This is a genomic window from Variovorax sp. 22077, from assembly GCF_052044195.1.
Lineage (GTDB): Bacteria > Pseudomonadota > Gammaproteobacteria > Burkholderiales > Burkholderiaceae_C > Variovorax > Variovorax atrisoli.
In genome coordinates, this window is sequence record NZ_JBQEQC010000001.1 from 20,048 (window position 1) to 33,722 (window position 13,675).

The 13,675-nt window shown below is 68.9% G+C and carries 14 protein-coding genes; 5 read left to right on the forward strand and 9 right to left on the reverse strand.

Annotated elements, in window-relative coordinates:
• Positions 1-72: 72 nt before the first annotated feature.
• From ACTJLF_RS00115 to ACTJLF_RS00150, 8 genes are all read right to left on the reverse strand, one after another.
• Positions 73-1,137 (reverse strand): ABC transporter permease, encoded by a 1,065-nt coding sequence (locus ACTJLF_RS00115; RefSeq protein WP_440882423.1) that lies wholly within the window; start codon positions 1,135-1,137, stop codon positions 73-75.
• On the reverse strand, positions 1,137-2,744 hold the full coding sequence (locus tag ACTJLF_RS00120; RefSeq protein WP_440882241.1) for an ABC transporter ATP-binding protein: 1,608 nt from the start codon (positions 2,742-2,744) through the stop codon (positions 1,137-1,139). The genes ACTJLF_RS00115 and ACTJLF_RS00120 overlap by 1 nt, the downstream gene beginning before the upstream one ends.
• Complete coding sequence (locus ACTJLF_RS00125; RefSeq protein WP_440882242.1) at positions 2,741-3,436, reverse strand: alpha/beta fold hydrolase; 696 nt, start codon at positions 3,434-3,436, stop codon at positions 2,741-2,743. Before ACTJLF_RS00125 ends, ACTJLF_RS00120 begins: the two co-directional genes overlap by 4 nt.
• Positions 3,437-3,480: 44 nt before the next feature.
• Positions 3,481-4,419 (reverse strand): 5'-methylthioadenosine/S-adenosylhomocysteine nucleosidase, encoded by a 939-nt coding sequence (locus ACTJLF_RS00130; protein ID WP_440882243.1) that lies wholly within the window; start codon positions 4,417-4,419, stop codon positions 3,481-3,483.
• A gap of 101 nt (positions 4,420-4,520) precedes the next feature.
• Complete coding sequence (locus tag ACTJLF_RS00135) at positions 4,521-5,525, reverse strand: BMP family protein (RefSeq protein WP_132751100.1); 1,005 nt, start codon at positions 5,523-5,525, stop codon at positions 4,521-4,523.
• 196 nt (positions 5,526-5,721) lie between these two features.
• Entirely contained in the window at positions 5,722-6,354 is a 633-nt protein-coding gene (gene upp, locus ACTJLF_RS00140; protein ID WP_019652493.1) for a uracil phosphoribosyltransferase, read from the reverse strand.
• A 45-nt stretch (positions 6,355-6,399) separates the two neighbouring features.
• Positions 6,400-7,827 carry a URC4/urg3 family protein gene (locus tag ACTJLF_RS00145; protein WP_440882244.1) on the reverse strand — a complete coding sequence of 476 codons (1,428 nt, stop codon included), beginning with the start codon at positions 7,825-7,827 and terminating at the stop codon, positions 6,400-6,402.
• Positions 7,824-9,143 (reverse strand): GTP cyclohydrolase II, encoded by a 1,320-nt coding sequence (locus tag ACTJLF_RS00150; RefSeq protein WP_019652495.1) that lies wholly within the window; start codon positions 9,141-9,143, stop codon positions 7,824-7,826. The genes ACTJLF_RS00145 and ACTJLF_RS00150 overlap by 4 nt, the downstream gene beginning before the upstream one ends.
• 154 nt (positions 9,144-9,297) lie before the next feature.
• Here ACTJLF_RS00150 and ACTJLF_RS00155 point away from each other — a divergent pair, with 154 nt between their 5' ends.
• The 3 genes from ACTJLF_RS00155 to ACTJLF_RS00165 all read left to right on the forward strand — a co-directional run bounded on the left by ACTJLF_RS00155 (position 9,298) and on the right by ACTJLF_RS00165 (position 10,914).
• The gene (locus tag ACTJLF_RS00155) at positions 9,298-9,606 is read left to right on the forward strand and encodes a hypothetical protein (protein WP_440882245.1); all 309 of its coding nucleotides are present in this window, start codon (positions 9,298-9,300) and stop codon (positions 9,604-9,606) included.
• Between the two features lie 73 nt (positions 9,607-9,679).
• Entirely contained in the window at positions 9,680-10,270 is a 591-nt protein-coding gene (locus ACTJLF_RS00160) for a sigma-70 family RNA polymerase sigma factor (protein ID WP_019652497.1), read from the forward strand.
• A complete protein-coding gene (locus ACTJLF_RS00165; protein WP_440882246.1) occupies positions 10,267-10,914 on the forward strand; it encodes an NrsF family protein in 648 nt (215 codons plus the stop codon). Before ACTJLF_RS00160 ends, ACTJLF_RS00165 begins: the two co-directional genes overlap by 4 nt.
• A gap of 25 nt (positions 10,915-10,939) precedes the next feature.
• On the opposite strand, the gene ACTJLF_RS00170 is transcribed toward ACTJLF_RS00165, so the two are convergent.
• Positions 10,940-12,460, reverse strand: coding sequence for a helicase HerA-like domain-containing protein (locus ACTJLF_RS00170; protein ID WP_132798567.1), 1,521 nt, complete (start codon positions 12,458-12,460; stop codon positions 10,940-10,942).
• A 240-nt stretch (positions 12,461-12,700) separates the two neighbouring features.
• On the opposite strand from ACTJLF_RS00170, the gene ACTJLF_RS00175 reads away from it, so the two are divergent.
• Together ACTJLF_RS00175 and ACTJLF_RS00180 are read left to right on the forward strand one after the other, a co-directional pair.
• Positions 12,701-13,012: a phosphopantetheine-binding protein gene (locus ACTJLF_RS00175; RefSeq protein WP_126181925.1), complete on the forward strand. Its 312-nt coding sequence runs from the start codon at positions 12,701-12,703 to the stop codon at positions 13,010-13,012.
• Between the two features lie 4 nt (positions 13,013-13,016).
• Complete coding sequence (locus tag ACTJLF_RS00180) at positions 13,017-13,661, forward strand: membrane protein (protein ID WP_026346167.1); 645 nt, start codon at positions 13,017-13,019, stop codon at positions 13,659-13,661.
• The last annotated feature ends 14 nt before the right edge of the window (positions 13,662-13,675 follow it).

The following is a 13,675-nucleotide window of genomic DNA, read 5'->3' on the forward strand; positions in this document are numbered from 1 at the left end:
GGACTCCGATGCCCCCATCCCAGCCTTCCCGCAGCGGGGGAAGGAGCAAGGCAGAAGATGCGAAGGCTGCCGTCATTTCGTCATCCTCACCCGGTACTGCGTGAGCAGCGTCGCCACCAGCACCGCGATCAGCGAGGCCGCGACGATCACGTCGGCGATGTAGGTCGGCACGCCCACCGCACGGCTCATGGTGTCGGCGCCCACGAGCACACCGGCCACGAACACCGCGGCGGCGATCACGCCCAGCGGATGCAGCCCCGCCAGCATCGCGATCACGATGCCGGTGTAGCCGTAGCCCGGCGACATGTCGAGCGTGACGTAGCTGGTGCGGCCCGCCACCTCGATGGCGCCCGCCAGCCCGGCCAGCGCGCCCGAGAGCAGCGCCACCATCACCACCGTGCGCGTCACCGGCACGCCCGCGAAGGCGGCGGCGCGCGCGTTCGCGCCCACGGCGCGGATGTCGAAGCCCAGCACCGTGTACTTGAAGATCGCCCACACCATCACCGCCAGCGACACCGCCCAGAGCAAGCCGGTATGAACCCGCGTCTGCGCGACGAGCTTGCCCAGTTCGAGGTCGGACTGCAGCGACACGCTCTGTGGCCAGCCCATGGCCGTCGGGTCCTTCATCGGCCCGTCGAGCAGCGCCGACACGCCCAGCAGCACGATGAAGTTGATCAGCAGCGTGGTGACGACCTCGTCCACGCCCAGCCGGTTCTTCATGAGCGCCGGACCCAGCAGCATCAGCGCGCCGGCAATGGCGGCGGCCAGCATCATCAGCGGGAAGAGCAGCCACGGCGACAGCTCGAAGCCGGTGCCGCCATGCATGCCGCCCACTGCCACGGCAGCCAGCGCGCCGGCGTAGAGCTGGCCTTCCGCACCGATGTTGAAGAGCCGCGCCTTGAAGGCGACGGTGGCAGCCAGCCCGGTGAGGATCAGCGGGATCGCCCGCGTGAGCGTCTCGCTCCACGCGAACACCGATCCGAAGCCGCCTTGCAGCAGCAGCGCATAGGTGCGGCCGATCGGCGCGCCGGCCCAAAGCACCAGCAGCGCGCTGATCGCCATCGTGAAGACGATCGCGCCGACGGGGGCGAGCACCAGCGCCATGCGCGAGGTCTCGTGGCGTCGTTCGAGCCGCATCATGACGAAGCTCCCTTGGCGTGGGATGCCGACGTCGCGCCGGCCATGGCCAGCCCGATGGCCTCGCGCGTCCATGCCGCGGCAGGGCGCGCTTCGCCCAGGCGGCCGCCGTGCATCACGGCCACGCGGTCGCCCAGCGCGAGCACTTCGTCGAGGTCGTCGGAAATCACCAGCACGGCTGCCCCCGCGTCGCGGGCGGCGATCAGCTGCTGCTGCACATAGGCGACGGCGCCGATGTCCAGGCCCCAGGTGGGCTGGTGCGCGACGATCAGGCGCGGGGCTCGGTTGGGGTGCTTCCTGTCGGCCTTGTCCTGGCTGGAGTCGGGTTCGGGTTGTTCGGGCGCCAGCAGGGCGCGTCCAAGAATCAGTTTCTGCATGTTCCCGCCCGAGAGCGAGCGAGCCGGCGCCATCAGGCCGGCTCCGCGCACGTCGAACGCCTTTTCGATGCGCCGGGCGTGGAGTCGGGCTGCTGCGCGCTTCACGATCCACGACCAGCGCGAGAACACGGGGCTTCGCAGCCGCTCCGACACCGCGTTCTCCCACACCGGCAAGTCGCCGACCACGCCGACCGCGTGACGGTCCTCCGGAATGCGCGCGACGCCGCGCTGCACCAGCCGGGCCGGCGAGGGCGGCAGCGCGCGGCCCATGAGCTGGGCCGTGCCGGAGGTCGCGCGGCGCGTGCCGCACAGCAGCTCGGCCAGCGCGACCTGCCCGTTGCCCGAGACACCGGCGATGGCGGTGATCTCGCCCGCGCGCAGCGTCAGCGACACCTCGCGCAGCCGGTCGCGCCCGTCGCCCTTGGCGGAGGCCGCGGTGCTCACGTGGTCGAGCACGCAGACGGCATCGCCCACCGACTTCGCGGGCCGGCGCTTCGGCGCCTCCACCGCATGCCCGACCATCCAGAGCGCGAGCTGCGCCTGCGTGGTGTCGGCCGTGCAGGCCTCGGCCACCAGCTTGCCGCCGCGCAGCACGGCGATGCGGTGCGACACGCGCAGCACCTCGTCGAGCTTGTGGCTGATGAAGATCACCGACAGCCCCTGCGCCACCATTTGCGAGAGCGTGGCGAAGAGCGCCTCGCTCTCCTGCGGCGTGAGCACGGCGGTCGGCTCGTCGAGGATGAGGATGCGCGCGCCGCGGTACAGCGCCTTCAGGATTTCCACGCGCTGGCGTTCTCCGACCGAGAGGCTGCCGACGAGCGCATCGGGCTGCACCGGCAGGCCGAAGCGCCGCGCCACATCGAGCAGCCGCTCGCGCGCGGCGGCGCGGCGCGACACCGGGCGCCAAAGCGGTTCGGTGCCCATCATCACGTTGTCGAGCACGCTGAGGTTGTCGGCCAGCGTGAAGTGCTGGTGCACCATGCCGACGCCCGCGGCGAGCGCCGCCTTGGGGTTGCCCGGCGGCAGCGGCGAGCCGAAGACTTCGATGCTGCCTTCGTCGGCGACATAGTGGCCGAACAGGATCGACATCAGCGTCGACTTTCCGGCACCGTTCTCGCCGAGCAGCGCGAGCACCTCGCCTGCGTGCAGGTCCAGGGAAATGGCGTCATTGGCCACCAGCGCGCCGAAGCGTTTGGTGATGCCGCCGAGCCGGAGCACAAGAGGGTTCATGGGATGGCGGGCTCGGAACTGCCGAGCTCGCGGCAAAAGTTGTCGATGGCATTGGCGGCGGCTAGGGGCGCGGCCTGCAGCAATCCGTGCGGGCCTTCGAGCCGGACGATGCGAAGGCCCGACAGCGCATGCTGGATGGTACGGGCGGCCTGGTCGGGAACGATGCGGTCCTCCATGGCCTGAAGGTACATCGCGGGCACGCGCACCCGCGCAAGCTTGTCGACCACGTTCACGCGCTGCACTTCCTTCATGCGGCGCGTCATGACGGCGGTCGACACCTGCCGCAGCGAACCCTGCAGCAGGGCCGCGAGGCGCGGCGTGGCGAAGCGGCCCAGCAGCATGCGCCGCATCGGTCCGCGCATCGGGCCGGAGTGCAGGAACCTCATCGACAGCTCGAGCAGGCCGCCGCGCAGCAGCGCCAGCCCCGGTGCAGGACGGCGGGCAAAGCTGCAGCACAGGATCAGGCCGCGCAGCCCCGGCGGCGGAGACGCCGCGATGGAGATGGCCAGCGGTCCCGAGAAGGATTCGCCCAGAAGAACGAAGGGCTTGCCGGCCGGCAACTGCGCGCGCACCAGCCGTTCGAGCTCGTCATAGCCCAGCGGCTCGGTGCCGGGATAGCGCACGACGTCGATGGCGTCTCGCCGTTCCATGGCCTGGGCCAGGGGCTCGAAGAGCTCGCCGGTGCCGTCCATGCCCGGAAGCAGAACGAGTCGGATGAGGCCGGCGGGCGCCGCCGTCACTTCCAGGCGGCCAGGAAGGCCAGCATGACCTTGGCGGAGTTGTCCGCCGCGATGCCCATGAAGGTGCCCATTTCGTTCTCGCCGTCGCCGCCGCCCGCGAGGTCGCTGAGCGAGCGGAAGGCGATGAAGGGCACGCCGTTGCTGTAGGCGACCATGCCCACGGCCGCGGTCTCCATGTCGAGCACGTTGGCCTGGAAGGTCTTGTAGGTGTATTCGCGGTAGGCCTTGTTGTCCATGAAGGCCTGGCCCGAGACGCCGTTGCCGCCCACCACCAGCTGCGGCTTGCGCGGCAGGCACTTGCCGGCGCTGCAGTTGGCCAGGTCGACGTTGCGGATGCTGCGGGCCACCTCGAGCATCTTCGGGTCGGCCTCGAACCAGAACTTGCGGTGGATCTCCGGCCGCGCCGCCGAACGCACCTCGACCGGGCGCGGGAACATCATCCCGAAGTTGGGCAGCGTCGCGTCGGTGATGAAGGGCGGGGCGGTGTACCTGCCGGGAGAGGTCTCGCGCGCCATCAGCACTTCGAGGTACTGGCCCCACTGCGCCGGCACGGTGACGTCGCCCACGTGCAGCGACGGGTTCACGCCGCCTGCGATGCCGCTGAAGACGATGTTGGTCACGCGGAAGCGGTTGAGCGCCAGCTGCGTGTTCATCGTCGCGTTGGTCATGCTGATGCCGGAGAGGAACAGCACGACCGGCTTGCCTTCGAGCGTGCCGGTGGTGAATTCCACGCCATTGACGCTGTGCTTCACCGGACCCTGCAGCCGCGTGAGCAGCAGCTTCAGCTCGGGCTCGAAGGCCGACAGCACCGCGATGCGCGGCGTGTCGTCGAGCCGCGTGCTGCTGTTGATGGCGACGGCGCCGCCCTTGTAGACGCCCACGCAGCCGGTCAGCGAGAGCCCGATTGCTGCGGCAGCAAGAACATTCCCGGCCATTCGGGGAACACCGCGGAACCGGCTCTGCCGGGCCGCAGGTGTTGCCCCCTGCAAGGGGGTGGGCGAAGCGACACGAGGTGCGCGGGGCCTGGGGGTGTGTTTCATCGTGCCGTCGACTTGGGCTGGGAGTCGTCGACCTTCACGGTGAACTTGCCCGAGAGAATGTCGGCCTGCTTGGCCTTCACCTTCGCGACGATGTCGGCCGGGACCTTCTTCTCGAAGGTGCCCAGCGGCGAGAGCTCGGAGCCCTTGTACTTCATCTGCGCGTAGATGCCGTAGTCCTCGGCGGCGAACTTGCCTTCCTTCACGAGCTTGATCGCGCGGTCGGCCGCCGGCTCGAAGTTCCACAGGGCCGAGGCCACCACCGTGTCGGGGTACTGGCTCTGCGTGTCGATCACGTTGCCGATGGCGAGCTTGCCCTTTTCCTTGGCGGCATCGGAAACGCCGAAGCGCTCCGCGTACATCACGTCGGCGCCCTTGTCGATCATGGCGAAAGCCGCTTCCTTGGCCTTCGGCGGGTCGAACCAGCTGTTGATGAAGCTCACGCTGAACTCCACCTTCGGGTTCGTTTCCTTCGCGCCGGCCATGAAGGCGTTCATCAGCCGGTTGACCTCGGGAATCGGAAAACCGCCGACCATGCCGATGCGGTTGCTCTTCGTCATGCCGCCGGCCACCATGCCGCTGAGGTAGGCGGGCTCCTGGATGTAGTTGTCGAACACGCTGAAGTTGGGCGCCTGGGGCTTGAGCGAGGAGCCCATCAGGAAGGCCACCTTCGGAAAGTCCTTCGCCACCTTGCGCGCCGCCGCCTCCACCCCGAACACCTCGCCCAGGATCAGCTGGTTGCCGGCCGTGGCGTACTCGCGCATCACGCGCTCGTAGTCGGCGTTGCTCACGTTCTCGGTGGCCTTGTATTCGATCTCCCCGCGCGCCTCGGCCGCCTTCAGCGCCTTGTGGATGCGGCCCACCCATTGCTGCTCGAACGGCACGGTGTAGACCGCCGCCACCTTCAGCTTGGCCTGAGCGAGCGCAAGGCCCGGGGCGCCCACCGCAGCGAGCGCTGCGGCAACGGCGACGGAACGGATGATCAATTGACGACGTGCGGTCACGGTACTTCTCCTCGATTCGATTGGTGATGAAAGAACTAGCGCTGCAATCCTCGTGCCCGACGAGGGCACGGCCCCAACCCCCAGCAACCCAATCCCGGGAACACCGCGGAACCGGCTTCGCCGGGCCGCAGGTGTTGCCCCCCGGTAGGGGGGTGGGCGAAGCGACACGAAGTGCGCGCAGCCTGGGGGGCGAGCCTCACTTCGTCCCGAAGATCCGGTCGCCCGCGTCGCCCAGGCCCGGAAGGATGTACCCGTGGCTGTTGAGCTCCCGGTCGATCGCCGCGGTGTAGATCGCCACGTCAGGGTGCGCCTTCTGCATGGTCGAGACACCCTCGGGGCAGGTCAGCAGGCAGACGAACTTGATCGACTTGGGGTTGAGTTCCTTCAGGCGCTCGACCGCGGCCACGGCCGAGTTGCCGGTGGCCAGCATCGGGTCGACCACGATCACGTCGCGGTTCTCCATCTCGCCGGGCATCTTGAAGTAGTACTCGACGGCCGTCAGCGTCTTGGGGTCGCGGTACAGGCCGATGTGGCCCACGCGCGCGCCGGGCACCACGGTGAGCATGCCGTCCAGGATGCCGGTGCCGGCCCGCAGGATGGACACCAGCACCAGCTTCTTGCCGTCGATGACCTTGGCCTGCATGGTCTCCAGCGGCGTTTCCACCTCGATGTCCTGCATCGGCATGTCGCGCGTGACCTCATAGGCCATCAGCATGCTGATTTCGTTGAGGAGCCGGCGGAAGCTGTTGGTGGAGGCGTCCTTGCGGCGCATCAGCGTGAGCTTGTGCTGGATGAGGGGGTGGTCGAGGAGGTGGACGTTGCTGCTCATCGGAATTTTTTGTGGCGTTGCTGGAAGACAGGGGAACCCTGGAGTCTAAAAGACGGTGCCGTCGCTCTCGATCAGCAGAGGCGGAGCGCCGTCGCGCAGGCGCTGTGCCAGGGCGCGGCCCGCCGCCCAGGTGCCGCCTTCGAGCACGCAGGCCAGCGGAAGCTCCTCCTCGGTGCGGTCGAGCACCTTGCGCACGCGCGGCGCGATCTCGTCGAGCAGCGCCACCGTGAGCGCGCGCCATTCGACGATGAATTCGTCGCTCACCTTCCACTGGCGGGTGAGGAAGGCCGGGTCCTTCGGCACGATCACGCCACTGTCGATCAGCAGGCCGCCGTTGCGGTATTCGGGCAGTGCGGTGAGCGCGTCGAGCTGGCGCACCTTCACGCCGGCCCATTCGAAGGGTTCGAGCAGCGAGTAGGTGAGCCACTGCGAGAGCTTGTGGAAGGGCATCCAGCCGTTGGTGAGGCCGGGGCCGCGCACGGCGCTGTGGCGCCAGCAGTCGCCGAGCGCCAGCGCGGGGTCGCCCGAGCCGATGCCGCCGGGGCTGTCGCTTCCGTCGGCGGCGATGCTGTCGACCGCGTTGGCCGCCGGCCAGATGCGCGAGAGCGTCTCCAGCAGCAACGACAGGATCTGGTGCGCCGTGACCTCGGCGGTGGGCGGCGCGGCCGGGCCGTACGGGCCGACAAGCGCGTCGAACAGCCCGCCGGGCCGGCCGTCGTCGCCGAAGGTCTCGGGCTGCTCGCTCATGGCCTCGCCGAGCCGGCGCAGCAGCGTGGCGCGGCCGGCGAGGCCGACCAGCGGATTGACTTCGCTCACCTGGAAGGCGTCGCCGAGGCGGTCGGCGACCAGGCCGCGCAGGCCGACTGCGTCGACCTGGCAGGGGCGGTCGGGATTGGACGAGAAAAGCCCGCTGGTGAACGCATGGAAGCTCGCCACGCCCAGCCCCTCCGAGCGCGTGAAGCGCTGGCCCGTGGCCGATTCGGTGTAGTGCCAGCCGGCTCCGGCGCCGGCGTCGAGCAGCACGCTCACCAGCACCAGGTCGATGTGGGCGCGGGCGCGCTGGCGTGCGTCGACCTTGCCGAGCAGCTTGTCGAGCTCCTCGACCCGGTTCACGCCGCCGGCCTCGAAATGGCGCCAGCGGCTGTGGTACGGGATGGTGTCCCACGGGTAGCGCTCGCGCGTGACCTCGGCCACGGTGCGCGCCGCGTCTTCGAGTGCGTCGTCGCCGCCGATGCGGAACCACTGCGACTCGCCGCGCCGTGCGCGAGAGAGCAGGGCGTTGGCGCGCTCGCGGATGGCCGCGGTGGTGCGCAGCAGCGTGGCCGCGCCTGCCGGGTGTGCGGTGTCGGCGGTGAATTCGATGGAGGGGTCGACTTCGCCCGCGCCGCCGGGCGGCAGGCTGCCCGAGCCGTCGACGGGCAGGTTCGGGTCGTCGCCGTTCCGGGTGGGATTGCCGGGAGTGTTGCTGTTCATTCGCTGAGTCCTCGGCCCTTGGCCTTCTTCAGTTCCTCCGCGTCCGGCACCGGGCCCGGCGTGAAGTAGCCGGCCGCCATCTTGGCGTCCATCTCGACGCGGGCGTCCGCGGGGATCAATTCATCGGGGATGTTCACGCGCTCGCCGATCTCGATGCCCGAGCTGGTGATCGCGTCGAATTTCAGGTTGCTCATCGACACGAGCCGATGGATCTTCCTGATGCCGAGCCAGTGGAATACGTCGGGCATCAGCTCCTGGAAACGCATGTCCTGCACGCCGGCCACGCACTCGGTGCGCGCGAAGTACTGGTCGGCCGTGTCGCCGCCCACCTGGCGCTTGCGTGCGTTGTAGACCAGGAACTTGGTCACCTCGCCCAGTGCGCGGCCTTCCTTGCGCGAATAGGCGATCAGTCCGACGCCGCCGCGCTGCGCGCCCTGGATGCATTCCTCGATGGCGTGCGTGAGATAGGGGCGGCAGGTGCAGATGTCGGAGCCGAACACGTCCGAGCCGTTGCACTCGTCGTGGATGCGCGCGGTGAGCTCGACCTCGGGGTTGGCGAGGTCGCGCGGGTTGCCGAAGATGTAGAGCGTCTGCCCGCCGATGGGCGGCAGGAACACCTCGAGGTCGGAGCGCGTGACCAGCTCGGGATACATGCCGCCGGTCTCCTCGAAGAGCGTGCGGCGCAGGTCGGTCTCGGAGCAGCCGAATCTGCGCGCCACCTCGGGCAGGTACCACACGGGTTCGATCGCGGCCTTGGTCACCATCGCGGCGCCGCCGGCGGTGAGGAACCTGCCGTCGGCCTTGAGGCGGCCTTTCTGAAGCGCCTCGATCACCTCGGGCAGGATCACGTGAGCCTTGGTGATCGCGATGGTCGGGCGGATGTCGTAGCCCGCCGCCATCTCGGTGGCGAACACCTCCGCCACCTGCGCGCCCCACGGGTCGAGCGAGACGATGCGCCCCGGCTCGCTCCATTGAGGATAGGGCCCGATCGCGTCGGTGGGCGCGGTGTTGGTGAGGTCGGCCTTGTGCTCGCGCTTGAGCGCGCCGGCCGCCACCGCGAGCGCGCGGTAGACGCTGTAGGAGCCGCTGTGGGTGCCGATCACGTTGCGGTGGGCACGCTTGGTGGTGGTGCCGACCACCGGTCCGCGTTCGGCCGCGGTGGCGGCGCCCCATCGGATGGGCAGGGCGCCGAAGCCGCCGGCGTGCGAGGTCAGCCGGATGTGGCCGGTCGACGGCGAGGGATGGAGCGGGGGGAGGGGCGCGGCGCCGGTGGCACCGCCGGGAGCGGAAGGGATCGTTGTGCTGTCAGCAGACATTGGTGGCCCTCAAAAAATGCAATGTACCGATCACGCGTGCGGCTTGCAAGCAACGCGCCACGGGCGCACCCGGTGTCCTGCGGGCATGGCCGTGCAGATGGGGAACAATGCGCGGGAACGGACGGATGGACCGGACGCGATGGAGGAAAGAACGATGCGTGTGCTTGCCTGTGCATTTCTCGTCCTGGGCCTGCTCGGCCTGAGCGCCTGCGACAAGGCCAGGGAGGGTTTCTCCGAAGGCTTCGACTCCGCCTTCAGGACCAGCTTCAGGGAGAGCTTCGTCGGCAGCTGCGTCAAGAGTGCGGGCGAGCACGGGAACAAATCGCAGGAAGAGCTGAAGAAGCTGTGCACCTGCGCGGCCGACGGCCTCATGAAGGACACCCCCGTGGCCGACCTGCAGGACCTGGAGAAGATCAGGACGCGGACCGGCCCGATCATCCAGCAGTGCCTGAAGCAGCCCTGACGCCATGCCGGCGCCCTCGGGCCCGGCACAATGCGTCGGAACTTTTTCGACAAGGCTGTAACCAGCCAGCCCGATGGAACGAAACACCGTAGGCAGCAGGAAGAATCCCGGCGACGTGGAAGCGGCGCTGCGCGGCCTGTTCCTCCGCGGCCTCGACGGCGACGCGAAGGCCTACCGCGACTTCCTGCAGCAGCTCGCCGCGCACCTGCGCGCCTTTCTGGGCAAGCGCCTTTTCGGCTGGCCCGATGAAGTGGAAGACCTCGTCCAGGAATGCCTGCTCGCCATGCACAACCAGCGCCACACCTACCAGAGCGACCAGCCGCTGACGGCCTGGGTGCATGCCATCGCGCGTTACAAGATGATCGACCTGCTGCGCGCCAAGTCGGCCCGTGAAGACCTGCATGAGCCGCTGGACGACGAACTCGCCGTTTTCGCCGAATCCGCCGAGGAGGCCAGCGACGCGAAGCGCGACCTGGGCGGCCTGCTCGAGACGCTGCCCGAGCGGCAGCGCCTGCCTATCGTGCACGTCAAGATCGAGGGCCGCTCGGTGGCCGAGACCGCGAGCCTGACCGGCATGTCGGAGTCGGCCGTGAAGGTCGGCATCCACCGCGGGCTGAAGGCGCTGGCCGCCCGCTTCGGCAACGGCTGGGGAGCCGCGGCATGAAGACCGACGACCTGGTCTCGATGCTGGCCACCGGCGACGTGGCCGTGCCGCTTCGCCGGCGTCGCGCCAGCTCGCGCATGTGGCTGGCGTTGCTGGTGGGACTGCCGTTCTCGCTCGCGATCCTGTTCACCGGTTACGGCGTGCGGCACGACATCGTGCAGGCCATGTTCTGGCCGATGTTCTGGGTCAAGGTGCTGTTTCCGCTGTGCATCGCCGCGGCCGGCTTCGTGGCGGCGGAACGGCTGGCGCGGCCGGGCGTGAAGCCCCGGAATGTGTGGATGGGCGCCGTGCTGCCGGTGCTCGGGGTCTGGATGCTGGCGGCGATCGCCTGGTTCACGATGCCGGGCGAGGCGCGCATGCCCGCGCTGATGGGGCAGTCGTGGCGCATCTGCGCGGTGAGCATCGGGCTGATGGCGCTCCCGGTGTTCGCGGCTGCGCTCGTCGCGCTCAGGGGCATGGCGCCCACGCGGCCCGCACTGGCGGGCGCGGCGGCCGGTGCGCTGGCCGGCGGCGTGGGAGCCTCGGTCTATGCGCTGCACTGCATGGAGCTGACCGCTCCCTTCCTCGCCGTCTGGTACGTGAGCGGGATCGCGGTGCCGGTGCTGGTCGGGGCGCTGCTCGGGCCTCGGCTGCTGCGCTGGTAGGTAGGCAGGCGAGGCCCCTGGAGCTTCAGCGCTTCTTGCCGCCGAAGATCCCGCCGAGCACGCCGCGCAGGATCTCCTTGCCCACCGAGGTGCCCATGGTCCGCACCGCCGACTTGGCCATGGTCTGCACCAGGCCATCGTGCTTGGCGCCGCGCGGACCGGTGGTGCCGAAGAGCATGTCGTTGAGCATGCTGCCCATGCCGGAGCCCGACGATTCCTCCGTGCCCTTGGTGGAGCCCGGTGCAGCGGGGGCAGGGGCGCCGGGCGCGCTTTCGGCGCGGCCCTTGAGCTTCTCGTAGGCCGATTCGCGGTCGACCGACTTCTCGTAGACGCCGGCGACCAGCGAGCCGGCGATCAGCGCCTTGCGCTGCTCTGGCGTGATCGGGCCGAGCTGGCTGGCCGGCGGCAGCACGAACACGCGCTCGGTCACGCTCGGGCGGCCCTTCTCGTCGAGCAGGCTCACCAGCGCCTCGCCGACCGCGAGTTCGGTGATGGCGGTCTCGATGTCCAGCCCGGGCTTCTGGCGCATGGTGCTGGCGGCCGCCTTCACGGCCTTCTGGTCGCGCGGGGTGAAGGCCCGCAGCGCGTGCTGCACGCGGTTGCCGAGCTGGGCCAGCACCGTGTCGGGAATATCCAGCGGGTTCTGGGTGACGAAGTACACGCCGACGCCCTTGGAGCGCACCAGCCGCACGACCAGCTCGATGCGCTCCACCAGCGCCTTGGGCGCCTCGTTGAACAGCAGGTGGGCCTCGTCGAAGAAGAAGGCCAGCTTGGGTTGCTCGGGGTCGCCGACTTCGGGCAGCTGCTCGAAGAGCTCCGACAGCATCCACAGCAGGAAGGTGGCGTACAGGCGCGGCGAGTTCATGAGCTTGTCGGCCGCGAGCACGTTCACCACGCCCTTGCCGCCCACGGTCTGCATGAAGTCGGCGATGTTGAGCATGGGCTCGCCGAAGAACTTGTCGCCGCCCTGGGTCTCGATCTGCAGCAGTCCGCGCTGGATCGCGCCCACGCTGGCGGCGCTGATGTTCCCGTACTGCGTGGTGAACTGGCTGGAGTTCTCGCCCACGTACTGCAGCATCGCGCGCAGGTCCTTCAGGTCGAGCAGCAGCAGGCCGTTGTCGTCGGCGATCTTGAACACGAGGTTCAGCACACCCGCCTGGGTTTCGTTCACGTCGAGCATGCGGCCCAGCAGCAGGGGGCCCATGTCGGAGATGGTGGCGCGCACCGGATGGCCCTGTTCGCCGAAGACGTCCCACAGCGTGACGGGGCAGGCCGCGGGCTCGGGCAGATCGATGCCGCGTTCCTTCAGGGTGGCGGCCAGCTTGTCGCCGATATTGCCCTTCTGGCTGATGCCGGTCAGGTCGCCCTTGACGTCGGCCATGAACACCGGCACGCCGATCGAGGAGAGCTTCTGCGCGATGGTCTGCAGCGTGACGGTCTTGCCGGTGCCGGTGGCGCCGGTGATGAGGCCGTGGCGGTTGGCCAGGCCGGGCAGGAGGTTGCACTCGATCGTGTCGTGCCGTGCGATCAGAAGGGGGTCGGCCATGGGGCGCTCCGGGTCGTATCGAAGCGGGTAGTCTAGGGTGAATCGGCGCTCGTTCTTCCCTCCGGCACGGCCTGGTCCGGGTGCCGATTCGCCCCGTGGTCCACACGTGCCTTGCAACAAGGTGAAATAAGCAGAAAGAGTACGTACTGCGCCGCGGCAGGCTCCGCGTCCGGCCCTGGACGGCACTCCTATAATCCACGGCCCGCACGGTGGTTCAGGAATAAGTTTTAGGAGGTTTTTTTGTCATCGACTGCCCAGCCCCCCATTCCCGCCAACGGCGATGCCTCCGAACAGTCGCCGATCGAAAAAGAGCTGGCCGTGCTGCTCGTGAACGCGCTCAACCTCGAAGTGGCTCCCGAGGACATCGTGCCGACCGAACCGCTGTACGGCGAAGGTCTCGGTCTCGATTCGATCGACATCCTGGAAGTCGCGCTCGAAGTCTCGCGCCGCTACGGCTTCCAGCTGCGTTCCGACGACGAACGCAACCAGCAGATCTTCCAGTCGCTGCGCACGCTGGCGGCTCACGTGGCCGAGCACCGCGTCGCCACCTGATCCCATGTCCCGATGGCGAATAGCGCTCCTGCTGGTGGCCGGGGTCGCATATGCCGGCCTCTCCCACTGGATGACGCTGTTCCACGCGACTCAGCCGTGGGCAGTGGTGGTGCTGCTCGGCCCGCTCTGGCTCGCCGCGATAGGCCTGGCCGGCAGCTGGTTCGGCCGCTGGGGCGTCGCCATCGCGGTGGCGGTCGGCATCGCAGGCTTCGCGCTCGTCTTCCTGGGTGAGGCGGGCGACCCCAACCGGCTGTACGTGATGCAGCACGTGGCCATCAACGGCGCGCTGTGCGGCTGGTTCGGCTCCACGCTGCGCGGCAAGGGCCTGCCCCTGATCACGCAGTTCGCGCAGCGCGTGCATCCGCTGCGCGGCCACATGCTGGCCTACACCACGCAGCTCACCCGCATCTGGACCGGCTTCTTCGCGGTGATGGTGACGGCCTCGATCGTCATCTACCTGACGCGGCCGTTCTCCGACTGGTCGCTGTTCGCCAACGTGCTGTCGCCCGTGATGGTGACGCTCCTCTTCGTTGGCGAACACCTGGTGCGCTACCGGCTGCATCCCGAATTCGAACGCACGCGCCTCGTGGACGCGGTGCGCGCGTTCTATGGCACGTCGTCGGTTGACACCAGCCCCGGCGGCCAATGACACAGGCCCCGCCC